At 69.9% G+C, this 26,139-nt stretch carries 26 protein-coding genes; 24 read left to right on the top strand and 2 right to left on the bottom strand.

Annotated elements, in window-relative coordinates:
• The first annotated feature begins 233 nt into the window (after positions 1–233).
• The 3 genes from ACFTE1_RS11555 (at position 234) to ACFTE1_RS11545 (ending at position 2,095) form a co-directional block, all read left to right on the top strand.
• Positions 234–449 carry a hypothetical protein gene (locus tag ACFTE1_RS11555; protein WP_380624933.1) on the top strand — a complete coding sequence of 72 codons (216 nt, stop codon included), beginning with the start codon at positions 234–236 and terminating at the stop codon, positions 447–449.
• 234 nt (positions 450–683) lie between these two features.
• Positions 684–935 (top strand): hypothetical protein, encoded by a 252-nt coding sequence (locus ACFTE1_RS11550; RefSeq protein WP_380762714.1) that lies wholly within the window; start codon positions 684–686, stop codon positions 933–935.
• Positions 923–2,095 carry an ROK family protein gene (locus ACFTE1_RS11545; RefSeq protein WP_380624935.1) on the top strand — a complete coding sequence of 391 codons (1,173 nt, stop codon included), beginning with the start codon at positions 923–925 and terminating at the stop codon, positions 2,093–2,095. The genes ACFTE1_RS11550 and ACFTE1_RS11545 overlap by 13 nt, the downstream gene beginning before the upstream one ends.
• Before the next feature lie 43 nt (positions 2,096–2,138).
• Here ACFTE1_RS11545 and ACFTE1_RS11540 read toward each other — a convergent pair whose 3' ends face one another.
• Together ACFTE1_RS11540 and ACFTE1_RS11535 are read right to left on the bottom strand one after the other, a co-directional pair.
• On the bottom strand, positions 2,139–2,774 hold the full coding sequence (locus ACFTE1_RS11540) for a nucleotidyltransferase family protein (protein WP_380624937.1): 636 nt from the start codon (positions 2,772–2,774) through the stop codon (positions 2,139–2,141).
• Between the two features lie 764 nt (positions 2,775–3,538).
• The gene (locus tag ACFTE1_RS11535; protein ID WP_380624939.1) at positions 3,539–5,047 is read right to left on the bottom strand and encodes a PucR family transcriptional regulator; all 1,509 of its coding nucleotides are present in this window, start codon (positions 5,045–5,047) and stop codon (positions 3,539–3,541) included.
• Between the two features lie 203 nt (positions 5,048–5,250).
• Here ACFTE1_RS11535 and uraD point away from each other — a divergent pair, with 203 nt between their 5' ends.
• The 21 genes from uraD (at position 5,251) to ACFTE1_RS11430 (ending at position 26,093) form a co-directional block, all read left to right on the top strand.
• The gene (gene uraD / locus ACFTE1_RS11530; protein ID WP_380624941.1) at positions 5,251–5,751 is read left to right on the top strand and encodes a 2-oxo-4-hydroxy-4-carboxy-5-ureidoimidazoline decarboxylase; all 501 of its coding nucleotides are present in this window, start codon (positions 5,251–5,253) and stop codon (positions 5,749–5,751) included.
• Entirely contained in the window at positions 5,748–6,071 is a 324-nt protein-coding gene (uraH, locus tag ACFTE1_RS11525; RefSeq protein WP_380624943.1) for a hydroxyisourate hydrolase, read from the top strand. Before uraD ends, uraH begins: the two co-directional genes overlap by 4 nt.
• Positions 6,072–6,073: 2 nt before the next feature.
• Entirely contained in the window at positions 6,074–6,901 is an 828-nt protein-coding gene (gene pucL, locus ACFTE1_RS11520; protein ID WP_380624945.1) for a factor-independent urate hydroxylase, read from the top strand.
• Between the two features lie 2 nt (positions 6,902–6,903).
• The gene (locus ACFTE1_RS11515) at positions 6,904–7,758 is read left to right on the top strand and encodes an FAD binding domain-containing protein (protein ID WP_380625070.1); all 855 of its coding nucleotides are present in this window, start codon (positions 6,904–6,906) and stop codon (positions 7,756–7,758) included.
• Positions 7,749–8,222 carry a (2Fe-2S)-binding protein gene (locus ACFTE1_RS11510; RefSeq protein WP_380624947.1) on the top strand — a complete coding sequence of 158 codons (474 nt, stop codon included), beginning with the start codon at positions 7,749–7,751 and terminating at the stop codon, positions 8,220–8,222. Before ACFTE1_RS11515 ends, ACFTE1_RS11510 begins: the two co-directional genes overlap by 10 nt.
• A complete protein-coding gene (locus ACFTE1_RS11505; RefSeq protein WP_380624949.1) occupies positions 8,215–9,585 on the top strand; it encodes an 8-oxoguanine deaminase in 1,371 nt (456 codons plus the stop codon). Before ACFTE1_RS11510 ends, ACFTE1_RS11505 begins: the two co-directional genes overlap by 8 nt.
• Positions 9,585–11,900 carry a xanthine dehydrogenase subunit D gene (pucD, locus tag ACFTE1_RS11500; protein ID WP_380624951.1) on the top strand — a complete coding sequence of 772 codons (2,316 nt, stop codon included), beginning with the start codon at positions 9,585–9,587 and terminating at the stop codon, positions 11,898–11,900. The genes ACFTE1_RS11505 and pucD overlap by 1 nt, the downstream gene beginning before the upstream one ends.
• Positions 11,901–12,060: 160 nt before the next feature.
• The gene (locus tag ACFTE1_RS11495; protein WP_380624953.1) at positions 12,061–13,506 is read left to right on the top strand and encodes an NCS2 family permease; all 1,446 of its coding nucleotides are present in this window, start codon (positions 12,061–12,063) and stop codon (positions 13,504–13,506) included.
• Positions 13,507–13,523: 17 nt separating this feature from the next.
• Entirely contained in the window at positions 13,524–14,582 is a 1,059-nt protein-coding gene (locus ACFTE1_RS11490) for an XdhC family protein (RefSeq protein WP_380624955.1), read from the top strand.
• Between the two features lie 45 nt (positions 14,583–14,627).
• Positions 14,628–15,032: an allophanate hydrolase-related protein gene (locus tag ACFTE1_RS11485; RefSeq protein WP_380624957.1), complete on the top strand. Its 405-nt coding sequence runs from the start codon at positions 14,628–14,630 to the stop codon at positions 15,030–15,032.
• Positions 15,029–15,823 carry a hydroxypyruvate isomerase family protein gene (locus ACFTE1_RS11480; protein ID WP_380624959.1) on the top strand — a complete coding sequence of 265 codons (795 nt, stop codon included), beginning with the start codon at positions 15,029–15,031 and terminating at the stop codon, positions 15,821–15,823. The genes ACFTE1_RS11485 and ACFTE1_RS11480 overlap by 4 nt, the downstream gene beginning before the upstream one ends.
• A 28-nt stretch (positions 15,824–15,851) precedes the next feature.
• Positions 15,852–16,742: a 2-hydroxy-3-oxopropionate reductase gene (locus ACFTE1_RS11475; protein ID WP_380624961.1), complete on the top strand. Its 891-nt coding sequence runs from the start codon at positions 15,852–15,854 to the stop codon at positions 16,740–16,742.
• Positions 16,743–16,751: 9 nt separating this feature from the next.
• A complete protein-coding gene (gene gcl / locus ACFTE1_RS11470; RefSeq protein ID WP_380624963.1) occupies positions 16,752–18,452 on the top strand; it encodes a glyoxylate carboligase in 1,701 nt (566 codons plus the stop codon).
• Positions 18,453–18,629: 177 nt separating this feature from the next.
• Complete coding sequence (locus tag ACFTE1_RS11465) at positions 18,630–19,760, top strand: glycerate kinase (protein WP_380624965.1); 1,131 nt, start codon at positions 18,630–18,632, stop codon at positions 19,758–19,760.
• Positions 19,757–21,070: an allantoinase AllB gene (gene allB / locus ACFTE1_RS11460; RefSeq protein WP_380624967.1), complete on the top strand. Its 1,314-nt coding sequence runs from the start codon at positions 19,757–19,759 to the stop codon at positions 21,068–21,070. The genes ACFTE1_RS11465 and allB overlap by 4 nt, the downstream gene beginning before the upstream one ends.
• 1 nt (position 21,071) lies before the next feature.
• Entirely contained in the window at positions 21,072–22,064 is a 993-nt protein-coding gene (gene alc / locus ACFTE1_RS11455) for an allantoicase (protein WP_380624969.1), read from the top strand.
• A gap of 99 nt (positions 22,065–22,163) precedes the next feature.
• Positions 22,164–22,967 carry a TIGR02569 family protein gene (locus ACFTE1_RS11450; RefSeq protein ID WP_380624971.1) on the top strand — a complete coding sequence of 268 codons (804 nt, stop codon included), beginning with the start codon at positions 22,164–22,166 and terminating at the stop codon, positions 22,965–22,967.
• A gap of 39 nt (positions 22,968–23,006) precedes the next feature.
• The gene (locus ACFTE1_RS11445) at positions 23,007–23,819 is read left to right on the top strand and encodes an ABC transporter ATP-binding protein (protein ID WP_380624973.1); all 813 of its coding nucleotides are present in this window, start codon (positions 23,007–23,009) and stop codon (positions 23,817–23,819) included.
• Entirely contained in the window at positions 23,816–24,472 is a 657-nt protein-coding gene (locus ACFTE1_RS11440) for an ABC transporter permease (RefSeq protein WP_380624975.1), read from the top strand. Before ACFTE1_RS11445 ends, ACFTE1_RS11440 begins: the two co-directional genes overlap by 4 nt.
• On the top strand, positions 24,469–25,164 hold the full coding sequence (locus tag ACFTE1_RS11435; protein ID WP_380624977.1) for an ABC transporter permease: 696 nt from the start codon (positions 24,469–24,471) through the stop codon (positions 25,162–25,164). Before ACFTE1_RS11440 ends, ACFTE1_RS11435 begins: the two co-directional genes overlap by 4 nt.
• A 23-nt stretch (positions 25,165–25,187) precedes the next feature.
• Positions 25,188–26,093: an ABC transporter substrate-binding protein gene (locus ACFTE1_RS11430; RefSeq protein WP_380624979.1), complete on the top strand. Its 906-nt coding sequence runs from the start codon at positions 25,188–25,190 to the stop codon at positions 26,091–26,093.
• Positions 26,094–26,139 lie beyond the last annotated feature (46 nt).

Here is a 26,139-nt window from a genome sequence, read left to right as displayed (position 1 = left end):
GGGGGCGGCCCGTCTAGGTGGTGCGGTTCGAAGAGGTCACGGGATCCTGGCCAAGTCGTTGCAGGGGAAGGAGAGGTGAAGGTGGAGGCGAAGCCGGGTCGGGGCCTGGAAAGGAGCCGGGGTCGGGACGGGCACTGGCACCGATTTACGGGCCACGAGCCGCAGCAAAACCTATGGGTTCGCCATATCGGCCGCCGACGGAGCCCGAGAATCGGACGGAGTCAGGGAATTTGATGGTTTTTGAGAACTTGACGGGAATTGAGAGCTTGACGGTGCTTGAGAACTCGGCGGAGTCCGAGAATCTGATGGAGTTTGAGAACTTGACGAAGCCCGAGAATCTGAGGAAGCCCGAGAATCTGACGGAGGTTGAGAACTTGGCGGGACCTGAGAACCGGGCGAGGCCTGATAAACCGATGGAGCTAGAGAGCTGGGCGGAGCTCGAAATTTGACAGTGCCTGAGAAACCGGTGGAGTCCGTGGAGCCGCGAACGGTGATGCGGGATCATGGAACGGAGGTGGCGAGAACCGAGGCCTTCAAGGACTCGGCCTTCGTGCCCCGGCTTTCAAGGACTCGGCCTTGACTGCTCTGGCCTTCGCGGGGCCGGTGGTCGGGGGTCTGACCGAAACAGGCGTTGTACTAATGGCGGCCCAAGGGCCCACGACATCGCAGGGACCGTATTTTCAATGGTGGAACCGCGATTCGGGAAAAGGCCGGGTAAGGAAGGCGGCCGAGTCGACTCGGCCTCGACGATGGAGGCCGTCTCCGGCTTCGACCACGTCGCGGGCATGGACCCGGCGGAACGCTCGGGCCGGCATGACGGAGGGCCGTCGATCAACCGCCCGGGACCGGAGAACGAAGGACTGTTCGTCCTTCGGAGTTTCTGCGCGAGGGACCGGCTCGCCGCAGACGGACAGGAGTGCAGATGGACGATGTGACGACCAGCGATGAAGTGCGGTTGAACAACCAGCTGAGGCTGTTGAAGGCGATGCACTCGTCGGCGGCGGACAAGACCAGGGTCCGCTTGACCGAGGAGCTGGGCGTGGGGCGGGGAACCATGTCCAGCCTGATGTCGCAGCTGGGCGAAGCCCACCTCGTTCGGGAAGTCCGTGCGGAGAGCGGCGGCCGGGGCAGGCCGGGGCACATGGTGAAGCCGCACCCGGAGGGCCCCCGCGTGCTGGTGGCCGACGTGAAGGAGGACCACTGGGAACTGTCGCGGGCGGAACTGGGCGGCGACGTGCGACTGATCGTCGGCGGTCCGCTTGACGGCCGACCCGACCAGGTCCTCACGGCGATCAGGAACGCGATCGACTTGGTCATCGACGAGCGGACCGTGGCCATAGCGGTCGCCGTGCCGGGACTGGTGGAGTCCGGACGGTACGTCAATGTCGCGCACCTCGGCTGGGAGCAGGTCGACTTCGCCGCCATCGGCCGTCGAGGCTGGCCGAAGGTGCTGGTCGGAAACGACGCGCGATCGGCTGGCCTGGCCGAGGCGAGAAGGGGAGCGCTGCGCGGAGTCGGAACGGCGCTGCACCTCCACGTCGACTTCGACCTCGGCGGTACGCTCCTGATCGACGGCCGGAACCAGGGCGGTGCCAACGGAGTGGCGGGGGAGTACGGCCATATGCCGCTGGGCGGCGGATACGGCAGGTGCATGTGCGGCCTGGAAGGCTGCTGGGGCCTTCAAGTGGGACTGAACGCGTTGCTGAACGCCGAGGGCATAGAGCCGGGCTGGGGACGCGGGCGCGAGGACGCCACGGAGGTCCTCCGCCAGGCGTACCGGGGAGAGGACCGGGCCCTGTCGGCGGTCAAGGCCTCCGCCGTGGCCTTGGCAAGGGGCATCGGCATACTGTCCAACGCCCTGGACCCCGGCCGGGTGGGATTGTCGGGGATGGCGGTCGACCTTTGGAAGCTGTACCCGAAGGAGATGGAGAGGGTCGCCGTCGCGGCGCAGATGCCGTTCCGCCGCGACAGTCCGCCGACGATCGTACCGACCTTGTTGGAGGACAAAGGCATAGCCATCGGGGCCATGGAGTCGGCCTTCGACGAGTTCCTGACTTTGGGCGGTTTGAAGGCGTGGATCGAGCGTTTTCGGTGAGCGCGCGTCCGGGGCCGCTGCAACCGCCCGGGAAGCGCCGGCGCTAGCCGGTCCGGTCCGTTCGCTTCCGGCGCAGGGCCTCAAGTTGGTCAGGTGTGTCTATGTCGGTGGGATCGCCCAGGCCTGAGCAGTCGACCTCGGCCACCCGGTCCGGATGGGAGCGGATGTAGTGGCGGGCGCCCACCTCCGGTGTGAGGGACTCGGCGAGGTCCGTCCAAATCGAGCGGTGGAAGAGGACCGGGTGGGATCTCTCGCCGTCATAGGCCGCCATGACCACCGTTTTCGAGACTGCTCCGTCGTGGAGGGTCGATGCGGCCGCGGTGGCGGCCGCGCGTTCGACGGCCGCCGGGGTGAGCAGCGGCTGGTCGACGAGGATGACCGCGGCCCAGTCGGAATCGGAGTGGCCGGAAGCAAGCGAGGCGAGTCCGGCCCGCAGGGAGGTGCCCATGCCCCGGCTCCAGTCGGGGTTCTCGATGAAGGCGTCCTGCAGCGAAGGGTGTCGGGCCTTGACGCTTTCTGCTCGTGCGCCGATCACTATGCGCAGTGGAGAGCATCCCGCGCTCGCGAGCGTGTCGGCGGCGCGTTCGAGGAAGGTCCGGTTCCTCCATTCGATGAGCGCTTTGGGGAGGCCCATGCGGCGGCCTTCGCCCGCGGCGAGGATGAGTCCGGTGACTGTCATGGGGTCTCCAATACTGATGGTGGGGCCAGTGTAGGGCGGGGCGGTCGAGTTGAGGAGGGAATGGGCGTTCGAAGGCGCCCGGGCGCCGTCCGCAGGGGTTCGGCCGGTGGCGGACGAGCGTCGTCCGTGGCGGGCGAGTGCCGCCAGTGGAGGGCGAGTGTCGTCGGAAACTGCTGCAACGGGGCATCGGTGTCCGCTTCGGCGGAAGTCCGGGTCGGCGGCGCGGAGCCGGGATCGTCCGAGAGAAGGAGCGGACGGCCGTTGCCGGGGGACCGTTCGTGAGGGGGAACGGGAGGTCGCTGCCAGGACCGTCCGAGGGCGGGAACGGGCGATAGCTGCCAGGGGCGTCCGAGGGAACGGACGGTCGTCGCCGGAACCGTTTGTGAGAGGGAACGGTAGGTCGCTGCCGGGCCATCCGGCCGGGGCGGCGCGGTTGGCGCAGAAATGGCGGAGAAGTGAACCGCCGCCGACCGGGCGCGGACGGCCGCCGGAACTCCCGTCGAGCGAGACCGTTTGGAGAAAACTACAGACGGCTGCGGGTTGCGTACGGCGGCAAAACGTGGTGGGCGGGTGCCGGACCGTCCGGGAGCGCGAGTCACATCGCCGGACGCGGCCTGGATTCGGCGTCCGGGACCAGCGGAAACGTCTGGGGATGGGCGTGCTCTGGCACGGGTCCCGCCACGGGTCCCGGTCACTGCGGAGCGGCCGGTACGGGTCCGGCCACTGGGGCGCCGGGTGGAGCCCACTTGCGGGCGGGTCCGGCGTCACCGCAGGCGAAGGGCCAGGAACAGGTCCACACGGTCGCCGAGGTTGCTCAGATCGCGGCCGGTCAGCTGCTCGACGCGTTCGATCCGGTAGCGGAGGGTGTTCACGTGCAGGTGGAGCTTTCCGGCGGCCTGGCTCCAGGACCCGCCGTTGCCGAGGAAGGTCTCCAGGGTCGCGACCAGGTCCGACTGGTGCTTCTGGTCGTAGTCCACGAGCGGCCCCAGGGTGCGCTCCGTGTACTCGCGCTTGAGGTCGTCGGGCAGCGCCGAGAGGAGCAGGACGTGGCTGGTCAGCTCCCCGCGGTGCGCCACCTCGATCCGCCCGCTGCGGGCGGTGGAGATGGTGCAGGCGTGGCGCGCCTCGGACAGGGACCCGGCGACGCCCTCCAGGGCGGTGACCGGCCCGGACACCCCGATCGCAATGCGGGAGTCGTTCAATCCGAGCGAGAATGACGGCGCCGCCAGATTGACGTTGCCCAGCATCTTCTCGTACTCGTCGTCGACGGTGGACACGGCGAGCACGCCGTCGGCGGTAGGGCCCCAGACGGTGCGGTGGGCGGAGGGGGCGATCAGCTCGGCCACGGCGGCCGAGGCCAGGTCGGGCTCGGCCCGCACGACCGAGATGGCCATCGGCCTCTTGGGGTCCAGGCCGGCCTGCACGCAGAGGCTGGAGAGCGACTGCACGCTCGCGCCGGTGTCGACGGCGGTGATGAGCTCGGTGTCGGTGGAGGGCCGGCGCAGCACCCGCCCGAGCTCGAGTCCGATCAGCGCGGTCAGCTCGTCGGCGACGGCCTGGCGTTCGGGCAGCCAGGAGGTGTGGTCGTCCTCCACCAGCAGGAACCATCCGGTGTGCGGAGACGCGCCGATGGTGAACGCCGAGTAGCTGCGCTGCCGGTCGAGGCGGATCCGCCGGGTGCGTCCGTGCCCCCTGAGCAGGCGTTCGGCCAGGTGGCGGCGTTCGCCCTCGTCGGGGGCGAGGTGCGGGTCGGAGGACTTGAGCAGGCGGCCGGTCGGGGAGATCAGGTGGCAGGAGAAGCCCACTTCGCGGTGCACCAGGTTGAGCACGTCCATCAGGCCGCCGCCGGAGGCCATGAGCTGGCGGTGCCTTTCGAGGACCGTGGCCATGCCGCCGGAGCGGTGCGCGGAGAGGCGCTGGACGACGTGCTCGGTGATCGTCGCGAAGGCCACCGACGGGTCGACGGCGAATAGCGGCAGGTCATGACGCCGGCAGGCCTCGATGAGGTCCTCGGGGATGGAGTCCATGTCGGGATCGCCGGCGCCGAGGGCGGCCACATTGGCCTCGGACAGGTTTCGAACGAATGTATCGGTCGATTCCGGGCCCTTGCGCCAGAGCATGCCGGTCAGAACGAGTTCTCCACCGGACAGGTAGCGCCGGGGATCGTTCAGGTCCGTGGGCACCACCCAGCGGATACTCCGCGCCAGGTGGGTCTTGCCGTGCAGTAGCGACAGCCCGAGCTCCTTCGTCTGGAGCAGCGCGTTCAGATCCATGAGTGCCTCCTCCCACTGGTGGTGGTCATGAGGTTAACAGAAGGTGCCGTGGGCCGGGTCTTGGGTGATCCTCCAAATATCGACGGTCGCGCATCGACGTTTTTCGTGGGCCTCGACAGTTGAAGGCCCTTCGAACAGGCGTCTAAGGTTTCGACATCGCCAAGGCCCGCCCAGGGACTTGCACGACGAAGTGGAGGTGAGACATGTGGACGCTGGCTGAGTTCAACGGGCTGGAAGCCCCGACGGCGCGGGCCGAGCTCCTGGCCTGCTGCGCCTCGCCCGAATGGGCCGACGCGGTCGGCGAGGCCCGTCCTTTCGAGAGCCTCGATCGGCTCCTGGACTTCAGCGACCGGGCCTATGCCGAGCTCGACGCCGACCAGATCGACTTGGCCGTCAAGGCGCACCCCGAGATCGGCACCCGGGCCGAGGAGCGGGACACCGAGTCCGCCTGGTCGCGCGGCGAGCAGAGCGCCGCGCAGTCCTCGGACCAGCGGGTCAAGGGCGAGCTGGCCGAGGCCAACGCCGAGTACCGCGAGAAGTTCGGGCAGGTGTTCCTCATATGCGCCACCGGGCTGGACTCCGAGACGATCCTCGCCGAGGCGAAGCGCCGCCTCCGCAACGGAGCGGCCGAGGAGGCCGCCGAGACCGCCTCGGAACTGCGGAAGATAGTCCAACTGCGAGTAGGAAAGCTGGTGACCGAATGAGCTTCTCCACCCACGTGCTCGACGCCGTGGCCGGCGGTCCCGCCGAGGGAGTCCGCCTGCGGCTCTACCGCCTCGAGGACGGCGCGTACGAACAGGTCGCCTCCGGACGGACCGACGCGGACGGCCGCCTCAAGGGATGGGACCTCCACGAAGGACGGTATCGCCTCGAGTTCGCCACGGGCGACTACTGGAAGGCCAAGGGAGTCGACACCTTCTACCCCGAGGTGACGGTGACGTTCACTGTGGACGACGCCGCCGCCCACTACCACGTCCCGCTCCTGGCCAGCCCCTTCGCCTTTTCGACATACAGAGGAAGTTAACAATGGCTATCGAGCTCGGATCCAACCGATACGGGAAAGCCGAGACGCGCGTGGTCCGCGTGGTGCGCGACAGCGAACGCCACGAGATCGTCGACCTCAACGTGAGCGTGGCGCTCGCGGGCGACCTGGACGACACGCACCTGACCGGCGCCAACGACAAGGTACTCCCGACCGACACCCAGAAGAACACCGTCTTCGCCTTCGCCCGGGACGGCATCGAGAGCGCCGAGGAGTTCGGCGCGCGCCTCGGTGAGCACTTCACGGGGTCGCAGGAGTCCATCGACCGGGCCACCGTGACGCTGCAGGAGTACACCTGGACCCGGCACGGCGACCACACCTTCAGCCGCGGCGACGGCGGCGAGCACAAGCAGGCCACCGTGGTCTACGAGAACGGGAGGCCCGACGTGACGGTGGGCCTGAGGGACCTGCTGGTCCTCAACTCCACCGACTCCGAGTTCACCGGATACATAGTGGACGAATACACGACTCTGGCCCCGGCCACCGACCGCATCCTCGCCACCGCGGTCACGGCCGATTGGCACTTCTCCGAGACCGACGTGGATTGGAACAAGGCCTACACGGCGGCCCGAACGGCATTGATCGAGGCCTTCCGCGACACCTACTCCCTCTCCCTCCAGCAGACTCTCTACGCGATGGGGGCCAAGGTCATCGAGGTCCTGCCGCAAGTGGACCGAGTGACCCTGACGCTGCCGAACAAGCACCACTTCCTGGTGGACCTGGAGCCGTTCGAACTGGACAACCCCGGCCTGGTCTTCTTCGCCGCCGACCGCCCGTACGGCCTCATCGAAGGGACGGTGGAGCGCCGATGAGCATGGACTTCCACCGCCCGAACAGCCTGGCGGAAGCGCTGGAGACGAAGGCGAGCCACCCCGGCACCGTTCCCGTGTCGGGAGGGACGGACGTGATGGTCGAGATGAACTTCGACGTCCACCGCCCCGAGTCCCTGATGGACCTCAACGGCGTCAAGGAACTGGAGTACTGGAGCGTCGAGGACGGCGTGGTCCGCATCGGGGCCACCCTCCCGTACGTCCGGATCATCGAGGAGCTGGGCGACCGCCTCCCCGGCCTCGCGCAGGCCGCCCGGACCGTCGGTTCCCCGCAGATCCGCAATCGCGGCTCGCTCGGCGGAAACCTGGGCGCCGCCTCCCCGGCCGGCGACGGCCACCCGCCGCTCCTGGCGGTGGGCGCCGAGATAGAGCTGGCCAGCACGAACGGCAAGAGGACCGTCAAGGCAGAGGACTTCTTCACCGGAGTGAAGCGCAGCGTCCTCGAGCCGAACGAGCTGATCACGGCGGTACTGGTCCCGGAGAAGCGCGGTCCGCAGCAGTTCTCCAAGATCGGCACCCGCAACGCCATGGTGATCGCCGTGTGCGCCTTCGCCATCGCCCTGGACACGGGGAACCGCGCGGTGGGCACCGGCGTCGGATCGGCGGCCCCGACCCCGAGGAGGGCCCGCGAGGCCGAAGAGCTCCTGGAGAGGGAGCTGCCGTGGGAGACGCGGGGCGACCTGGACGAGGAGCTGGCCCGCCGCTTCGGCGAGCTGGTGTCCTCCGCCGCCAGCCCCATCGACGACGTGCGTGGATCGGCCGCCTACCGGCTCCACGCCCTGGCCACTGTCGCCCGCCGCGCTCTCGGCTGGGCGTGGAAGGAATACCAATGCGACTGAACACCAAGGTGAACGGGGAGGAAGTCTCCGCCGACGACGTGTGGGCCGGCGAGAGCCTGCTGCACGTGCTGCGCGAGCGCCTCGGCTTCCCGGGTTCGAAGAACGCCTGCGAACAGGGCGAGTGCGGTTCCTGCACCGTCTATCTGGACGGCAGCCCCGTGTGCTCCTGTCTGGTGGCCGCCGGGCAGGCCGAGGGGCGCGAGGTCCGCACCGTGGAGGGGCTGGCCCCCGAGGGGAAGGACTTCTCCGCGATTCAGTCGGCCTTCGTGGACGCCGGCGCCGTGCAGTGCGGTTTCTGCACCCCGGGCCTGCTGATGCAGGCCGGGGAGCTGATCGAGCGCGAGCCGGACCCGAGCGACTCGGAGATCCGGGAGGCGCTGGCGGGCAACCTGTGCCGCTGCACCGGATACGAGAAGATCCTCGACGCCGTCCGCCTCGCCGCCGCGAGGAGGGGCGATGAGTAAGAGACTTGTGATCGACAACGCCGCGATCGCCACCGTCGACGCCGCGCGCAACGAGTACGCCTCGGGGCACGTGGTCGTCGAGGACGGCAGGATCACGGCGGTCGGAGAGGGCCGGGCGCCGGCGTACTCCGACGACATCCCGACAGAGCGCGTGGACGGCGAGGGCTGCTTCGCCACGCCGGGCCTGGTCAACACCCACCACCACCTGTACCAGTGGGTGACCAGGGGCATGGCGTACGACCACACGCTCTTCCAATGGCTGACCGCCCTGTACCCCGTTTGGGGTCGACTGGACGCGGAGTGGGTCTCCACGGCGGTACGGGGCGGTCTCGGGTGGTTGGCGCTGACCGGATGCACCTCCAGCTCCGACCACCACTACGTTTTCCCGCGCGGGCAGCGCGAGGAGATAACCGAGGCGTGGATCGAGTCGGCCCGCGCCAGCGGCCTGCGCTTCCACGCGACACGGGGGTCGATGGACCGCGGCGAGTCCCAGGGCGGGCTCCCGCCCGACCGGATCGTCGAGTCGCTCGACGAGGCCCTCTCGTCCACAGAGGAGGCCATCGACCGGTATCACGACTCGTCCTTCGGCTCGATGCTGAGGGTCGACGTGGCTCCGTGCTCTCCGTTCTCGGTCTCCAGCGAGCTGCTGGAGAAGAGCGCCGAACTGGCCCGACGCAAGGGCGTCCGGCTCCACACGCACTTGTGCGAGTCGCTGGACGAGGAGGAGTTCTGCCAGAGGACCCACGGCTGCGACCCCGTGGAGTACATGGAGTCGCTCGGCTGGGTCGGCGACGACGTGTGGTACGCCCACGCCGTCCACCTCTCGGACAACGCCGTGAAGCTCATGGGCGCCACCGGTACCGGGGCGGCGCACTGCCCGAGCTCCAACGCGCGGCTGGGCACCGGCCTGGCGGACATGCCGCGGCTCCTGCAGGCGAACGTCCCCGTCGGGCTCGGCGTGGACGGCGCGGCCAGCCAGGAGTCCAACATGCTGGTCGAGGAGATGCGCCAGGCCGTCTACACCGCCCGCCAGAAGAACGGGCCGGACGCGATGACCTGCCGGCAGTCCCTCGAGATGGCCACCATCGGCGGCGCGCGAGTGCTGGGCCGCCAGGACGAGATCGGATCGCTGGAGGTCGGCAAGATGGCCGACATCGCTCTCTGGCAGCTCGACGGTCTGGCCCACGCCGACATCGTCGACCCCGTCGTCGCGCTGGTCCTCGGCGCCCCCGCCCCGCTGAAACTCCTGACCGTCGGCGGCGACCGGATCGTCTCCGAGGGCAGCCTGCTCAAGGCCGACGAGGCGGAGCTGGCGCGCGAGGCGCGCCGCGTCCACCTCAAGATCACGAACGGAGGACGATGATGAGCTCTCCTCTCCGCAGTCCCGCACCGGTTTCCCAGAACGTCCGCGGCGGGGGAGTGGGCGACAGCCCGCTGCGTCCCGACGGCCGCCAGAAGGTCCGCGGCGAGTTCGGCTACTCGTCGGACATGTGGATGGACGGCATGGTCTGGGGCGCGACCCTGCGCAGCCCGCATCCGTACGCAGAGATCAAGTCCATCGACATAGGTCCGGCGCTCAAGATGGACGGCGTCCGCGCCGTCCTGACCGCCGAGGACATCCCCGGTGAGAACATTCACGGGCTCGACCACCACGACCAGCCGGTGCTGGCAGAGAACGTGGTCCGCTACAAGGGCGAGCCGGTGGCGGTGCTGGCCGCCGACCACCCCGAGACCGCCCGCCAGGCCCTCAAACTCATCGAGGTCGAGTACGAGGTGCTCGAGCCCCTGAAGGACCCCTACCAGGCGATCGCCGATCCCCTGGGGGAGAAGGGCGGACCGAAGCTCCACGAGCACGGCAACATCGTCCGCGCCCAGCCGGTCAAGGTCGGCGACGTGGAGGGGGCCAAGGCCGGGGCCCACGTGGTCGTCTCGGAGAAGTTCGAGGTCGGCATGCAGGACCAGGCGTTCCTGGGGCCGGAGTCGGCCCTGGCCGTTCCGGCCGAGGACGGCGGCGTGGACCTGTACGTCTCGACCCAGTGGCTGCACTGGGACCTCTGGCAGATGGCTCCCGTGCTGGACCTCCCGGAGGACAAGATCCGCATGACGCTCTCGGGCGTCGGCGGCGCGTTCGGCGGCAGAGAGGACATCTCCTGCCAGATCCACGCGGCGCTGCTGGCCATGCGGATCGGCAAGCCGGTGAAGATGATGTACAACCGCGAGGAGTCCTTCTACGGCCACGTGCACCGCCACCCGGCGCAGATGAAGTACGAGTACGGCGCCGACAAGGACGGCAAGCTCCTGTACGCCCGGGTCGAGATCGTTCTCGACGGCGGCGCCTACGCCTCGGCGACTCCGAACGTCGTTCCCGGCGCGGCGTCGCTCGGCATCGGCCCCTACGTGGTGCCGAACATCGACCTGATCGCCTACGGGACCTACTCCAACAACCCGCCCTGCGGCGCCATGCGCGGCTTCGGCGCGGTGCAGGCCTGCTACGCCTACGAGTCCATGATGGACAAGATGGCGGACGCGCTGGGCATGAGCCCCGTGAAGTTCCGCCAGATCAACGCCGTGTCCGAAGGCTCGAAGATCGCCACCGGGCAGGTCCTCGACGCGCCGACGCCGCTGGCGGAGATGCTCGACCGGCTGGAGGCCATGCCGCTGCCGCCCGAACGGGACGAGGGCGAGTTCGAGCGCTACGACCTCCCCGGAGGCCTCGGCAACACCTCGCACGGCGAGGGCGTGCGCCGCGGCATCGGCTACGGCGTGGGCATCAAGAACATCTGCTTCTCCGAGGGCTTCGACGATTACTCCACGGCGCGGGTCCGCCTGGAGCTGATCAACGGCGAGCCGGCCGCGTCGGTCCACACCGCCGCCGCCGAGGTGGGGCAGGGCCTGATCACCATTCTGGCCCAGATCGCCCGGACCGAGCTGGGCGTCGAGCAGGTCACCATGCTGCCCTCCGACCTCAACGTCGGCTCCGGCGGTTCCTCGTCGGCCTCCCGCCAGTCCTACATGACCGGCGGCGCGGTCAAGACCGCCTGCGAGGCGGTCCGCGACGCGGTGGCCGACCGGCTGGGCAGGTCCGTCGACTCGATCGTCCTGAAGGACGGCAAGATCCTCGACCCGGAGGGAGAGGTCGTCTCCGACCTGGCCTCCGTGCTCGAGTCGCCGGTCGAGGAGGTCCGCGAGTTCCACCACCGCAAGACCGAGCCCATGGACCCGGAGACCGGACAGGGCGCCAGCCACACGCAGCTCGCCGTCTGCGTCCACCGCGCCATCGTGGACGTCGACGTGGAACTGGGCCTGGTCAAGGTCGTCGAACTGCAGGCGGTGCAGGACGTCGGCAAGATCCTCAACCGGCTCTCGCTCGAGGGCCAGATCCACGGCGGCACCGCGCAGGGCCTCGGCCTCGCGCTCATGGAGGAGATCCAGGTCAAGGACGGACTGGTCCGCAACCCGTCGTTCACCGACTACCTCATCCCGACCATCGCCGACATGCCGCCGATGCGCATCGAGATCCTCGAGAACGCCGACCCGCACGCCCCCTACGGGCTGCGCGGCGCCGGCGAACCGCCGACCCTGTCCTCGACCCCGGCGATCGCGGCCGCCATCCGCGACGCCTCGGGTAAGGACCTCACCCGAGTACCGATCCGGCCCGAACACCTGACCGGTACGTGACAACCGCATAGCCCGCTGGACTCATCTCCAGCGCACCCCGCGGGCGGGGTGCCCGGTCCGCTCCGGCACCCCGCCCGCCCAGAGGCGGAGGGGACTTGTTCCCGCTCGCCCCGTCCGTCTCCTTGTCCTTGACGAACAACCAAAAGTGGGAGTTTAAGAAATGGCCACTACCGAGACCGACCGCCAGGCTCCGGACGAGCCGCGCGGCGAGTCACCGAGAGGACTCGTCGACCGCTGGTTCTCCATCACCGAGCGCGGCAGCACGGTGGCTACCGAAGTCCGCGGTGGACTGACCACCTTCATGGCGATGGCCTACATCGTCATCCTCAACCCGTTGATCCTCTCCGGAGCGACGGACGTCAACGGAGAGCAGCTCTCGGTCGTCGGCGTCACGACCATGACCGCGTTCTCCGCCTGCATCGCCACCCTCGCCATGGGCGTCATCGGAAGGGTCCCGCTCGCGCTGGCGGCGGCCCTGACGGTCAACGCCGTCCTGGCCTACCAGATCGTCCCCCACGTGACCTGGCCCCAGGCCATGGGACTCGTGGTCCTCGAAGGCCTCCTCATCGTCATCCTCGCCGTCTCCGGCGCGCGCACGGCGATCATGCGGGCCATACCCAAAGACCTCAAGCACGCCATCGGCGTCGGCCTGGGACTGTTCATCGCCTTCATCGGCCTGGTGAACGCCGGCTTCGTCACCCCCGGAGAAGGCAAGCCCGTCGACCTGGGCGACGGCGGCGTCCTCACCGGCTGGCCCATCGTGGTCTTCGCCGTCGGCTTCCTCGTCATGATCGCCCTGTGGTCCCGCAGGACCCCCGGATCGGTCCTCATCGGCATCGTGACCGCCACCGTCCTGGCCATGGTCCTCCACTCGGCGGTCGGACTCGACGACGGCGAATGGGGCCTGGTGGCCCCCAACCTGCCCGACAAGATCGTCTCCCTGCCCGACTTCAGCCTCTTCGGCCAGGTCGACATCTTCGGCGCCATCACCGCCGTCGGGCCCCTCACCCTGTTCGTCTTCCTGTTCACGCTGGTGCTGTCGGGCTTCTTCGACGCCATGGGCACCATCATCGCCGTCGGCCAGGAGGCCAAGCTGACCGACGAGAAGACCGGCCAGATGAGGGGCGTGGGCACCGCGCTCACCGTCGACGGGTTCGCCGCCGCCTTCGGAGGAGTCACCTCCTCCAGCGCCAACACCGTCTTCGTGGAGTCCGCCGCCGGCGTCGGCGACGGCGCCCGCACCGGGCTGGCCAGCGTCACCTCCGGCGCCATGTTCGGAGTCACCATGTTCCTCGTGCCGCTCGCGGCCGTGGTCCCGCAGCAGGCCGCCGCCCCGGCGCTGGTCCTCGTGGGCGGGCTCATGGCCATGCAGGCCCGGCACATCGACTGGCAGGACACCGAGATCGCCATCCCGGCGTTCCTCATCATGGCCATCACCCCGTTCACCTACTCCGTCACGGCCGGCGTCGGCGCGGGAGTCATCTCCTACATCGTCATCAAGGTCGTGCGCGGCAAGTGGCGCGAGCCCGGCTTGATCATCTGGATCACCGGCCTGGTCTTCCTCGCCTACTTCGGCATCGACGCCATCGAAAAGCTCTTCGCCTAGGAACAAAGGAGTACACCATGCGCGACATAGCCGCCGAACTCGCCTCCTGGCGAGCGGAGGGAAAGCGCTTCGCCCTGGCCTCGGTCATCGGCGTGAGCGGCTCGGCCCCCCGCCCCCTCGGCACGGCCCTGGCCGTGGACGAGGAGGGCACCGCCGTCGGAGGCGTGTCCGGCGGCTGTGTCGAAGGCGCTGTCTACCAAGCCTGTCTGGAAGTCCTGGAGACGGGACGGGCGCGGGTGGAGAGTTTCGGGTACTCCGATGAGGACGCGTTCGCCGTGGGGCTCACCTGCGGCGGCGAAGTCGAGATCCTCGTGGTCCCGGTCGGAGGGGACGACGTCGCCTACCGGGAAGTCCTCTCCGCGCTCGACTCCGGCGAGGGCATCGCCCTCTGCCGGTACGTCGACGGCCCCGAGACCGGCCGGGCCTTCACCGTCCGCGAGGACGCCGGCCGGCTCGGGCTCGAGGGGACCGTCGCGGCCATGCTGGCCCGCGGCGAGTCGGGGCGGCTGACCGCCCCCGAGGGCACCGTGGCCGTCGAGAGCCACCTCCCGCCGCCGAGGCTGATCATCTTCGGCGCCATCGACTTCGCCGCCTCGCTCGTGAAAGTCGGGACGTTCCTCGGCTACCGGGTGACGGTGTGCGACGCGCGGCCCGTGTTCGCCACGGAGACGCGCTTCCCCGACGCCGACGAGGTCGTCGTCGACTGGCCGCACCGCTACCTCGAGTCCACCGAGGTCGACGAGCGGACGGCCGTCTGCGTCCTCACGCACGACGCGAAGTTCGACATCCCGCTGCTGGAGAGGGCCCTGCGCATGCCGCTGGCCTACGTGGGCGCGATGGGATCGCGCCGCACGCACTACCAGCGGCTCGACTCCCTCGTCGAGGCGGGGATGACCGATGGGGAACTGTCCCGGCTGCACTCCCCGATAGGGCTCGACCTCGGCGGGCGCACCGCCGAGGAGACCGCCCTGTCGATCGCCGCCGAGATCACCGCCCACCGCCACGGCGCGACGGGCGGCCCCCTCTCCCAGACCGACACTCCCATCCACCGCGAGCCCGCCGCCCGAAGGGCGTAGGCCCGCGGACCGACCCGGTAAAACAACGAGACTGGAGGCACACCCATGGTGTACATGTTCCTCAACGGCGGAGCCATGCGAGGCGGACCGCTCCACCACCACCTCAAGGACGCCGTCTTCGTGGGCGAGGCGGACTCCGCCCCGCGCTACCACTTCTACGGCATCCGCGACGAGTGCCCCGGCATGATCCCCGCCCCCTCCCCCGAGGAGGGCAAGACCGTCCACGGCGAGCTCTACGACATCCCCCTCGAGACCCTCGAGGCCGACCTGCTCCCCAACGAGCCGGTCGAACTCGAGCTCGGGGCGGTCAAACTCGCCGACGGGCGCGCCTCCTTCGCCATGATCCTGCGCAAGGAGTGGCTGGGGCACCCCGACCTGACCGACCTGTCCGAGCACGGGTCTTGGAACCGACACCTGGAGACCTTGAAATCGGAGGAAGTGAAGAAATGACGAAGTACACCGTTAACTGCTCGATCCTGTTCCAGGAGCTGCCCGTCCTCGAGCGGCCCGCCGCCGCCAAGGCCGCCGGCTTCGACGGCGTCGAGTTCTGGTGGCCGTTCGCCGAGTCGGTGCCCGCCGACTCCGAGGTCGAGAAGTTCATCGCCGCGGTCGAGGACGCCGGAGTCGAGCTCACCGGGCTCAACTTCGCCGACGACATCCCGGGCGGCTTCCGCGGGCTGCTGTCCAACCCCGGACGCAGCGGGGAGTTCCGCGACAACATCGACGTCACCGTCGGCATAGCCGAACGCCTGGGCACCACCAAGCTCAACGCGCTCTACGGCGTCCGCCTCGACGACGTCGCCGACTCCGAACAGGACGAGCTGGCCGTCGTCAACTACGGACACGCCGCCAAGGCCGCCCAGCGCATCGGCGCCACGGTCCTGGTCGAGGCCCTCAACGCCGTCGAGAGCCCGACCTTCCCGATCGTGTCCTCGCAGGGCGTCAAGAACGTCATCGACCGCGTCGCGGCCGAGACCGGCCAGACCAACCTCGCGTTCCTGGCCGACTTCTACCACCTCGCCCGCATGGGGGAGAAGACAGCCGACGTCCTCGCGCGGTACGGGGACCTGATCGGACACGTCCAGATCGCCGACACGCCCGGGCGCAACGAACCCGGCACCGGCGACTTCGACTTCGCCGAGCTCTACACGGGCCTGGAGAAGATCGGCTACGACGGCTGGGTCGGCCTGGAGTACAAGCCCTCCGGCGCCTCGGCCGACTCCTTCGGCTGGAACCAATAGGACTCGCACACACGGAAAGAGGAGAGCAATGAGCAAAGTAGGCTTCATCGGACTGGGCATCATGGGCGCGCCCATGGCCGGACACCTCGTCAAGGCCGGGCACGACGTGACCGTCTTCGACCTCGACAAGGACGCCGTCGCCAAGCTCGAGTCCCAGGGCGCCAAGGGCGCCGACTCCATCGCCGCGGCCGTCTCCGGCGCCGAGGCCGTCGTCACCATGGTCCCCGCCGACCCGCACGTGGAGGCCGTCTACCTGGGCGAGGACGGCGTCGTCGCCAACGCGCCCCGGGGCGCCCTCCTGGTCGACATGTCCACCATCCGCCCCGACACCTCCGTCAAGGTCGGCGAGGCCGCCAAGGCCGCGGGCCAGCGCTTCGTCGACGGACCCGTCTCCGGCGGACAGGCCGGGGCCGAGGAGGCCGTGCTGTCCATCATGGTCGGCGGCGAGGACGCCGACGTGGAGGCCGCGCGCCCCTACTTCGAGATCATGGGCAAGACCATCTCGCACGTCGGACCGCTCGGGGCCGGCCAGGCCGTCAAGGCGGCCAACCAGCTCCTCGTGGGCGGCATCATCGCCCTCAACGCGGAGGCCATCGTCCTCATGGAGGGCGCCGGCGTGGACATCGAGTCCGGACTGGACGCCCTCGCCGGGGGACTGGCGGGATCGACCGTCCTGCAGCGCAAGAGGGAGAACTTCCTCAAGCGCTCCTACGACCCCGGATTCCGCATCGACCTGCACCACAAGGACATGGGCATCATCGTCGAGTCCGCGCGCAAGGCCGACGTGGCCCTGCCGCTGGCCGGACAGGTCGCCCAACTGGTCGCCTCGGCCCGCAAGCTCGGCCTCGGCGACCGCGACCACTCGGCCCTGCTGGCCGTCATCGAGACCATCAACGGCCGCGACGCGGCCGGAAAGTAAGGAGACCCCATGGCTAGAATGCCAGCGATGGCGGCAGCCGTCGAGGTCATGAAGTCCGAAGGCGTGGACATCGCCTTCGGCTGCCCCGGCGCGGCCATCCTTCCCCTGTACAAGGCGATGGAGCAGGACGGCGGCATCGACCACCTGACCGTGCGCCACGAAGAGGGCGCCACCCACATGGCCGACGGCTGGGCCCGCACCAACGGCAAGGTCGGCGTCGCCATCGGCACCTCCGGCCCCGCCGGAACCAACATGATCACCGGCCTCTATACCGCCCAGGCGGACTCGATCCCGATGATCTGCCTGACCGGCCAGGCCCCGACGGACAAGCTCCACCAGGAGGCCTTCCAGGCGGTCGACATCGTCGAGATCGCCAAGCCGGTCACCAAGTGGGCCGTGCAGGTCAAGGAGGCCGCGCAGATCCCGTGGATCTTCCGCGAGGCCTTCCGGGTCGCCCGCGAGGGACGCCCCGGCCCGGTCCTCATCGACCTGCCGCTGAACGTCCAGACGCAGGAGATCGAGTGGGACTCCTCGATCGACGAGCCGCTCCCGGTCCACCCGGTGCGTCCGCGCACCGCCCCGGTGGCCAAGGCGCTGGAACTGCTCCAGGAGGCCGAGCGGCCGCTCATCCTCGCCGGCGGAGGCGTCATCGTCTCCGACGCGGACGAGGAGCTCAAGCAGGTCGCCGAGCTGTTGGACATCCCGGTCCAGGTGACGCTGATGGGCAAGGGCTCCCTGCCCGACGACCACCGGCTGAACGCGGGCATGACCGGCGTGCAGACGACCCAGAAGTACGCCAACCAGTCCTTCCTGGAGTCCGACCTCGTCCTGGCCGTCGGCGCGCGCTTCGGCGACCGCCACACCGGGAAGCTCGACGTCTACCGCGGGGACCGCAAGTTCATCCACGTGGACATCGAGCCCACCCAGATCGGCAAGGTCTTCGGGCCCGACCTCGGCATCGTCTCCGACGCCAAGCTGTTCCTGGCCGAACTGCTGGAGCAGGCGCAGAACCGCGCCGAGCTCAAGAAGTTCGACGCCTGGACCTCCCGCGTCGACGAGCTCAAGGTCGAGCTGGACCGCCCGGTCGACTTCGACTCGGTGCCGATCAACCCGGCCCGCGTCTACAAGGAGATCAACGAGGCGTTCGACCCCGAGACCTACTTCATCCTCGCCATCGGCCTCTACCAGATCTGGTCGGGCATGTACCAGAAGGCGTACAAGCCCCGCCACTACCAGGTCTGCGGCCAGGCCGGCCCGCTGGGCTGGGAGATCCCCGCCTGCATCGGCGTGAAGAAGGCCCTGGAGGCGAAGGGCGAGGGGGACACCGAGGTCGTCGGCATCGTCGGCGACTACGGTTTCCAGTTCATGGTCGAAGAGCTGGCCGTGGCGGCGCAGTACGACGTGCCCTACGTCCTGATCATGATCAACAACGAGTACCTCGGCCTCATCCGCCAGGCCTCGCTGGGCTACGACATGAACTACCAGGTCGACATCCACTACGACGAGGCCGGCACGGACAACGTGAAGCTCATGGAGTCCTACGGCTGCTCCGGAACGCGCGTCGCGCGGCCCGAGGAGATCGCCGACGCGATCGCCTGGGCGCGCAAGGAGGCGCAGTCCACCAGCCGCCCCGTCCTCGTCGAGATCATGATCGAGCGCGAGGCCAACACGGCCCGCGGCGCCTCGATCGACAAGATCGTGGAGGACTGACCTCTTGAGCGGGGCGGTCCGGCCGTGCTCCCGGACGGACCGCCTTTTTTCGCAGAGCCCGCGACAGCGCTGCGAAGCCGTGCGGCCGGGTCGAAAGAATGATCATGTAATGAGTGGAACGCAACTCGCTCCGGCCGCACGGCACAACCGGTCTTACTTCCTAGAAGGGTCGTCCTCATGAACCGCATACTCATCGCTCCCGACAAGTTCAAGGGATCGCTCCCGGCCTCCCTGGTGGCCCGCCACCTCGCGCGGGGCCTGCGGCGGGCCGACCCCTCTCGGGAGACCGCCGAACTCCCGGTGGCCGACGGCGGCGACGGCACCGTGGACGCCGCCGTGGCCGCCGGGTTCGACAGGGTGGAGCACATCGTGACCGGACCGCTCGGCGAGCCCGTCACCGCGGCGGTCGCCGTCCAGGGGCGGACGGCCGTCGTCGAGATGGCCCAGGCCTCCGGGCTGGCGCTGAGCCCCGAACCGCTGCGGCCCCTGCGAGCCACCAGCCGGGGAACCGGCGAACTGCTCAAGCGCGTGCGCGACGCCGGCTGCACCGAGATCATCCTCGGCGTCGGCGGCAGCGCCTGCACCGACGGCGGCGCCGGCATGGTGCAGGCCCTCGGTGTCCGGCTCCTCGACTCCGAGGGCGCCGAGATCGGCGACGGCGGCGGCGAACTGGGCCGCGTCGCGACCGTGGAGGCCGCCTCCGTGGTGGAGGAGTGGGCGAACGTCTCCGTCACCCTCGCCTCCGACGTGGTCAACCCGCTGCTCGGCCCCGAGGGCGCCGCCGCCGTCTTCGGCCCTCAGAAGGGGGCCGACGACGGACAGGTCCGCGAACTGGAGGCGGGACTGGCGCACTACGCCGACCTCGTCCGGACCCAGTGCGGCATAGACCGCGCCGCTCAGCGCGGCGCCGGAGCCGCCGGTGGAGTCGGCTACGCGGCCCAGGCCTTCCTCGGAGCACGGGCCGTCTCCGGCATCGACCTGCTGCTCGACCTCATCGGCTTCGCCTCCCGCCTGTCGGGGACGAGCCTGGTGGTCACCGGCGAGGGCAAGCTTGACGCCCAGACCCTGCACGGCAAGGCCCCCATGGGAGTCGCCCGCGCCGCCCGCGCCTACGGCGTCCCCGTCATCGCCGTCTGCGGAGTGAGCGAGATCGACCCCGACGACGCCGAGAAGGCCGGGATAGACGCCGTCTTCGCCCTCTCCGACCTCGAACCCGACCCCGACAAGTCCATGGCCGAGGCGGCCGGCCTGCTGGAGCGCCTCGGCGAACGCATCGCCGTCCACCTGTCAGAACAGGAGAACCGATGAGCCACGACCTGATCCTGCGCTCCCGCCGGACCGTCTTCCCCGACCGGGAGGCGCCCGCCGCGATAGCCGTCGACGACGGCGCCATCACCGCGGTGGCCGACTACGACGCCGCCCTCCCCGCCGCCGAGGACATCGACTACGCCGACCTCTGCCTCCTGCCGGGCCTGGTCGACACGCACGTGCACGTCAACGAGCCGGGCCGCACCCACTGGGAGGGCTACCGCACGGCCACCCTCGCCGCCGTGCACGGGGGCGTCACGACCATCCTGGACATGCCGCTCAACTCCCTGCCGCCCACCATCAACCCCGACGCGCTGCGCCTCAAGCACCGCAACGCCCCCGGGCAGATCCACGCCGACACCGGTTTCTGGGGCGGCATCGTGCCCCACAACCTCGGCCGCCTCAAGGCCCTGCACGACAAGGGCGTCTACGGCTTCAAATGCTTCACCTCGCACTCCGGCGTCGACGAGTTCCCGGCCCTGGCCGCCGACCAGCTGCGCTCCGCGCTCGCCGAGGCGGCCGCCATCGACGCCCTCGTCATCGTCCACGCCGAGGACCCCGACATCCTGGACTCCTCGCCCGAGGCCGGGGCCGACTTCGCCGGGTTCGTCGCCTCGCGGCCGGCCACCGCCGAGATCTCCGCGGTCGCCCGCGTCATCGGCCTGGCCCGCGAGACCGGCTGCCGCGTCCACATCCTCCACGTCTCCGCGGCCGCCACCGCCGACCTCGTCGCCGACGCCCGGGCCGAGGGCGTGCGCGTCACCGCCGAGACCTGCCCCCACTACCTGACCCTCGACGCCGCCGCCGTCCCGGACGCCGCCACCCAGTTCAAGTGCTGCCCGCCGATCCGCGACGAGGAGAACCGCGAGGGGCTGTGGAAGGCGCTGCGGGAGGGCAAGATCGACTGCGTCGTCTCCGACCACTCGCCCTGCCCGCCCGAGCTCAAGGAGGGCGACTTCGGCGCCGCGTGGGGCGGGATCTCCTCCCTGCAGACGGGGCTGAGCACCGTCTGGACCCATGCCCGCGAGCGCGGAGCCTCCCTCTCGGAGGTGGTCCGCTGGATGTCCGCGGCTCCCGCGCGGATCGCCGGGCTCGGCGCCAAGGGGCGCCTCGAACCCGGCGCGGACGCCGACTTCGCCGTGTTCGACCCCGACCACGAGTGGGCCGTAGACACCCACCGCCTGTTCCACCGCCATCCCGTAAGTCCCTACCACGGCGCGAAGCTCACCGGGTCGGTCACAGCGACCTGGCTGCGCGGGCGCCTGGCGGGGGACCGGCCCCGCGGCCGACTACTGTCCAAGGAGGACTGACATGTTCACCCAACTCCCCGACCTCGCCTCCCGTGCATTGGGAGGATCGGTCCTGTACGCCAACGACGAGTCCTTCGCCGAGAAGGAGTGCCTCATCCGCGCCTCCGACCCGGTGTTCGTCCCCGAGAACTTCGGCAACAAGGGCCAGATCTACGACGGCTGGGAGACGAGGCGCCGCCGCGAGCCCGGCTTCGACTTCGCCGTCATCCGGCTGGGCGTGCCGGGGACGGTCCGGGGCGTCGTCATCGACACGGCCTACTTCAAGGGCAACTTCCCTCCCCAGTGCTCGGTCGAGGGCGCCTGCGTCGAGGGCTACCCGTCGATCGAGGAACTGCTCAAGGCCGACTGGAAGCCGCTGGTGAGCCGCGAGCCCATAGAGGGCCACACCGAGAACGCCTTCGCGGTCGACTCGGCCGAGCGCGTCACGCACGTGCGGCTGATCATGCACCCCGACGGCGGGGTGGCGCGCCTGCGCGTCCACGGCGAGCCCCGGCCGGACCTCAAGGAGTTCGCGGACCTTCCGCTGGACCTGGCCGCCGTCGCCAGCGGAGGGCGCTGCCTGGAGTCGTCGAACACTTTCTACTCGGACGCCAACAACACCCTGCTGCCCGGCCACGCCAACCACCAGGCCGACGGCTGGGAGACCGGTCGGCGCCGGGGCGAGGGCAACGACTGGATGCGGCTGCGCCTGGCCGGGCGCGGCACCGTCGACGTCGTCGAGGTCGACACCTCCCACATGAAGTTCAACGCGCCCGGGGAGGTGCGCCTGCGCGGCTTCGACGCCGAGTCGGGGAAGTCCATGGAGGACGACTCGGCGTGGTTCGACATCCTGCCGCGCACTCGGGTGCAGCCCGACGGGCTGCACCGGTTCCGGGTCCGCGACATGCCTCCGGCCACGCACGCGCATTTGGACATCTACCCTGACGGGGGCATCGCCCGGTTGCGCATGATCGGCATGCTCACGCCCGAGGCGCGGGCCGCTCTGGGCGCCTAACGGACGGCCCCGCCCCTCCCGGGCGCGCCGCCTCCTGTGCGCGCCCGGGACCTCGAAAAAGCGTTTGCCCGGTTCTCCGGCCGGCCCTATGATTCCCCCATGTCGAACTCCCCACCGGCTCGCGATGTGCTCACCGCCTTCGGCTTGAGCGAGGAGCCGTCCGCCCTGCCGGGCGGTCAAGGCGAGGCCTGGCTCAGCGGGTCCGCGGTCCTGAAGCCCGCGGCTTGCGCCGAGGAGACCCGTTGGCGGGCCGAGGTCCTCTCCGGACTCGCGGAATCGCCCGGTTTCCGGGTCGCCCCGCCGCTCCCGACCCGGGACGGCGACTGGATCCGCGACGGCTGGGAGGCCTGGGGCCTGGTGGCGGGGGAGACCGATGTGACGCGTCCGCTCGACGCCTTCGCGGTGTCCCGCGCGTTCCACAATGCCCTGGAGGGCGTCGCCCGGCCCGCCTTCCTCATCGAGCGGGACCATGCCTGGGCCCGGTCCGACCGCATCGCCTGGGGCGAGGAGGGCCCGCCCGAGGACGGCCTGTTGGCCGCGATGGTCGAGCGGTTCGAGCCGGTCGGCCTCGATTCCCAGGCGATCCACGGCGACCTGCTCGGCAACGTCCTCTACTCTCCGGGGCTCCCGCCGGCCGTCATCGACTGGTCCCCGTACTTCCGACCCGCCGCCTGGGCGGAGGCGATCGCCGCCGTCGACGCCGTATGCTGTCACGGTGCCGATGAGTCTCTTTTGGAGCGTCCGACGGAGCCCGCGTGGCCGCAGCTGGTCCTGCGTGCGCTGGTGTTCCGCGCCGCCACCGACCGCATCCGCCTGGGCCCGAAATGGCCCTCGGAGCCGGTCCGCGAGGCCTTCCGCCTCATGGCCGAGGACGGGCCCGGGGCCCGGCGGAACTATGTATAATGGCCGGATGTTCGAAGCGCCGGTCGCGGAGGAGCCCAGGTGATCGAGTTCGAGTCGGTGTCGAAGACCTATCCCGGCGGTACCGCCGCGGTCTCCGAGTTCTCCCTGACAGTGCCGTCCCACCGCACCGTGGCTCTCGTCGGATCCTCGGGGTCCGGTAAGACGACCCTTCTGCGAATGGTCAACCGGATGGTCGACCCGACCTCCGGGCGGGTCCTCATCGACGACGAGGACGTGCGAACGCGCAACGCCGTCGAACTGCGCCGGTCCATCGGCTACGTCCTCCAGCAGGGCGGCCTTCTGCCGCACCGGACGGTGGTGGACAACATCGCGACGGTCCCGGTCCTCAACGGCACGCCGCGCCGCACGGCCCGCACCGCCGCTCTGGAAATGCTGGAGCGCGTCGGGCTCGATCCCGCCGTGGCCCGCCGCTACCCGGGGCAGCTCTCGGGCGGCCAGCAGCAGCGCGTCGGGGTGGCCCGGGCGCTGGCGTCGAACCCGAACATCCTGCTGATGGACGAGCCGTTCGGCGCGGTGGACCCGATCGTCCGGCGCGAGCTCCAGGAGGAGCTCCTGCGGCTGCAGTCCGAACTGGACAAGACGATCGTCTTCGTGACCCACGACGTCGACGAGGCCTTCCGCCTGGGCGACGAAGTGGTCGTCCTGCGCGAGGGCGGCGAGGTCGCCCAGCGCGGCAAGCCCACCGAGATCCTCGCCAAGCCCGCCGATGACTTCGTCCGCGACTTCATCGGCGCCGACCGCGCCGACCACGTCCTCACCACGGTGAAAGTGGACGGACGCACGATCGCCGTCGACGGCGACGGGCGCCCGGTCGGAGTGCTGTCCCCGTGAACTGGCTGTCCTCCAGCTGGCCGCTGGTCCTCGATCTGACGGTCGACCACCTGCTGCTGAGCGTTCCCGCCATCGTCCTCAGCGTCCTCGTCGCCGTCCCCATCGGGCGGTTCGCCAACAGCCGTCCCGCCATCGGCGGCCCGCTGCTGGGCGCGGCCACCCTCCTCTACGCGATCCCGGCCCTGCCGCTGCTGATCATCATTCCCGCCGTGCTGGGCATTCCGCTGCGCTCCGAGGCGACCATGATCGTCGCGCTCACCGTCTACGGCGTCGCCCTGCTGGTGCGCACCGCGGCCGACGCCTTCGGGTCGGTCGACGCGCACACCCGCTATGCGGCCGTGGCGATCGGGCACTCGCCCCGCAGCGTCTTCTGGCGCGTGGACCTGCCGTTGGCGATTCCGGTGCTGCTCTCGGGGATCCGGGTGATCACGGTGTCCACGATCGGGCTGGTCACCATCGGCGCGCTCATCGGCGTCCCGAGCCTGGGGAGCCTGCTCACCGACGGCTTCCAGCGCGGCATCGCCGTCGAGGTCGCCACCGGCGTGATCGCCACGGTGATCGTGGCTCTGCTGCTGGACTCCCTCCTCCTCGTGCTGGGACGGGTCCTGACCCCGTGGGCCCGCGCGGCCCGCAAGAGCGAGGAGTCGCCGTGAACCTGCTCGCCGACGCCTTCGCCTGGCTCACCGACTCCGCACAGTGGAGCGGTGACGGGAGCATTCCCGTCCGGACCGGGCAGCACCTGTACATCACCGCACTGGCCGTCGCCATCGCGGCGCTCATCGCGCTGCCGGCCGGAGTGCTCATCGGACACACGCGCCGCGGCGCCGGGGTCGTGGGGGCGCTGACGGGCGCGGCCCGCGCGATTCCGACGCTCGGCCTGCTGACCCTCTTCGGGCTGGCCCTGGGCATCGGCCTGGCCGCGCCCCTGCTGGCGCTCATCGTGCTGGCCGTCCCGTCCCTCCTCGCCGGGGCGTACGCCGGCGTCCAGGCCATCGAGCCGTCCACCACCGCCGCGGCCCGCGCGATCGGCATGAGCCCGAGGCAGGTCGTCCTCCAAGTCGAGGTGCCCCTCGCCCTGCCCGTCCTCATCGGCGGGATCCGCGCCGCGACCCTGCAGGTCGTCGCGACCGCCACACTGGCGGCCTACACCTCCGACTACGGTCTCGGGCGCTACCTGTTCTCGGGGCTCAAGTCCCGCGACTACGCCGAGATGCTCGGCGGCGCGCTGCTCGTGACCCTCCTCGCCCTGGTCCTGGAACTCGCCCTCTCCTACTGCCAGCGGATCGCCCGGACCCGGCTGGCCGATCCCGCCGGCGCGCACCGAACGAAACAGGACCGGCCCTGACCCGTCCGAGAAAGGAACCACCCATGGCCCGACGCACAGCCAAGGCCGTCGGCGCGATCGGCGCCGCGGCGCTCTTCGCCCTCGCCGGCTGCTCCGACAGCGACCCGCTCTCCAGCGGGAACAGCGACGGCGACACCATCGTCATCGGTTCGCAGGACTACTACTCCAACGAGATCATCGCCGAGATCTACGCGCAGGCGCTCGAGAGCGCGGGGCACTCCGTGGACCGCCAGTTCCGCATCGGGCAGCGCGAGGTCTACCTCCCCGAGATCGAGTCGGGGTCGATCGACCTCTTCCCCGAGTACACCGGACCCCTGCTCCAGTACTGGGACGCCGACACCGAGGCACGCCTGTCCGACGACGTCTACTCCGAACTGGAGGAGGCCACTCCCGACGGGCTCCGCGTGCTCGACCAGTCCGCCGCGACCGACCAGGACTCCTACACCGTGACGCGGGAGTTCGCCGACCAGTGGGACCTCTCCACCATCGACGACCTCGCCGATGTGACCGAGCCACTCACCCTCGGCGCCAACTCCGAGGCGGAGAACCGGCCCAACGGCCCCGAGGGGTTGAAGGAGGCCTACGGGATCGACGCCGGGTTCACCCCCATCGAGGACGGCGGCGGTTCTCTCACCGTCAAGGCGCTCAAGGACGGCGACATCCAGCTGGCGATCATCTACACCGCCGACCCCACCATCGACGAGAACGACCTGGTCTCCCTCGAGGACACCAAGGGCCTCTTCCTCGCCTCCCACGTCGTCCCGCTGGCGAGCGACAATGTGGACGGCAAGGCGGCCGAGATCGTCGACTCCGTCAGCGCTGCCATGACGCCCGAGGACCTCGTGGCCCTCAACGCCCGCAGCGTCGGCGAGGAGCTTCCCGCCGCCGTCATCGCGGAGGACTGGCTGAAGGACCAGGACCTGGGTTGAGCCTGGGACTGTTCGCGGGAGCGGAGAACCCCGCTCCCGCGAACGG

This window comes from Salininema proteolyticum, assembly GCF_042685645.1.
In the GTDB taxonomy this organism is placed as follows: domain Bacteria; phylum Actinomycetota; class Actinomycetes; order Mycobacteriales; family Micromonosporaceae; genus Salininema; species Salininema proteolyticum.
The sequence above is the reverse complement of the archived record's forward strand: the minus strand, read 5'-3'. Positions and strand labels throughout refer to the sequence as shown.

Coding starts and splice junctions, on each gene's coding strand:
- ACFTE1_RS11555 (WP_380624933.1), top strand. CDS start 234: ATGGTTTTTGAGAACTTGACGGGAATTGAGAGCTTGACGGTGCTTGAG.
- alc (WP_380624969.1), top strand. CDS start 21,072: ATGTTCACCCAACTCCCCGACCTCGCCTCCCGTGCATTGGGAGGATCG.
- ACFTE1_RS11450 (WP_380624971.1), top strand. CDS start 22,164: ATGTCGAACTCCCCACCGGCTCGCGATGTGCTCACCGCCTTCGGCTTG.
- gcl (WP_380624963.1), top strand. CDS start 16,752: ATGGCTAGAATGCCAGCGATGGCGGCAGCCGTCGAGGTCATGAAGTCC.
- ACFTE1_RS11505 (WP_380624949.1), top strand. CDS start 8,215: ATGAGTAAGAGACTTGTGATCGACAACGCCGCGATCGCCACCGTCGAC.
- ACFTE1_RS11545 (WP_380624935.1), top strand. CDS start 923: ATGGACGATGTGACGACCAGCGATGAAGTGCGGTTGAACAACCAGCTG.
- ACFTE1_RS11490 (WP_380624955.1), top strand. CDS start 13,524: ATGCGCGACATAGCCGCCGAACTCGCCTCCTGGCGAGCGGAGGGAAAG.
- ACFTE1_RS11485 (WP_380624957.1), top strand. CDS start 14,628: ATGGTGTACATGTTCCTCAACGGCGGAGCCATGCGAGGCGGACCGCTC.
- uraD (WP_380624941.1), top strand. CDS start 5,251: ATGTGGACGCTGGCTGAGTTCAACGGGCTGGAAGCCCCGACGGCGCGG.
- ACFTE1_RS11480 (WP_380624959.1), top strand. CDS start 15,029: ATGACGAAGTACACCGTTAACTGCTCGATCCTGTTCCAGGAGCTGCCC.
- pucL (WP_380624945.1), top strand. CDS start 6,074: ATGGCTATCGAGCTCGGATCCAACCGATACGGGAAAGCCGAGACGCGC.
- ACFTE1_RS11540 (WP_380624937.1), bottom strand. CDS start 2,774: ATGACAGTCACCGGACTCATCCTCGCCGCGGGCGAAGGCCGCCGCATG.
- uraH (WP_380624943.1), top strand. CDS start 5,748: ATGAGCTTCTCCACCCACGTGCTCGACGCCGTGGCCGGCGGTCCCGCC.
- ACFTE1_RS11515 (WP_380625070.1), top strand. CDS start 6,904: ATGGACTTCCACCGCCCGAACAGCCTGGCGGAAGCGCTGGAGACGAAG.
- ACFTE1_RS11495 (WP_380624953.1), top strand. CDS start 12,061: ATGGCCACTACCGAGACCGACCGCCAGGCTCCGGACGAGCCGCGCGGC.
- allB (WP_380624967.1), top strand. CDS start 19,757: ATGAGCCACGACCTGATCCTGCGCTCCCGCCGGACCGTCTTCCCCGAC.
- ACFTE1_RS11550 (WP_380762714.1), top strand. CDS start 684: ATGGTGGAACCGCGATTCGGGAAAAGGCCGGGTAAGGAAGGCGGCCGA.
- ACFTE1_RS11430 (WP_380624979.1), top strand. CDS start 25,188: ATGGCCCGACGCACAGCCAAGGCCGTCGGCGCGATCGGCGCCGCGGCG.
- ACFTE1_RS11510 (WP_380624947.1), top strand. CDS start 7,749: ATGCGACTGAACACCAAGGTGAACGGGGAGGAAGTCTCCGCCGACGAC.
- ACFTE1_RS11535 (WP_380624939.1), bottom strand. CDS start 5,047: ATGGATCTGAACGCGCTGCTCCAGACGAAGGAGCTCGGGCTGTCGCTA.
- ACFTE1_RS11465 (WP_380624965.1), top strand. CDS start 18,630: ATGAACCGCATACTCATCGCTCCCGACAAGTTCAAGGGATCGCTCCCG.
- ACFTE1_RS11475 (WP_380624961.1), top strand. CDS start 15,852: ATGAGCAAAGTAGGCTTCATCGGACTGGGCATCATGGGCGCGCCCATG.
- pucD (WP_380624951.1), top strand. CDS start 9,585: ATGAGCTCTCCTCTCCGCAGTCCCGCACCGGTTTCCCAGAACGTCCGC.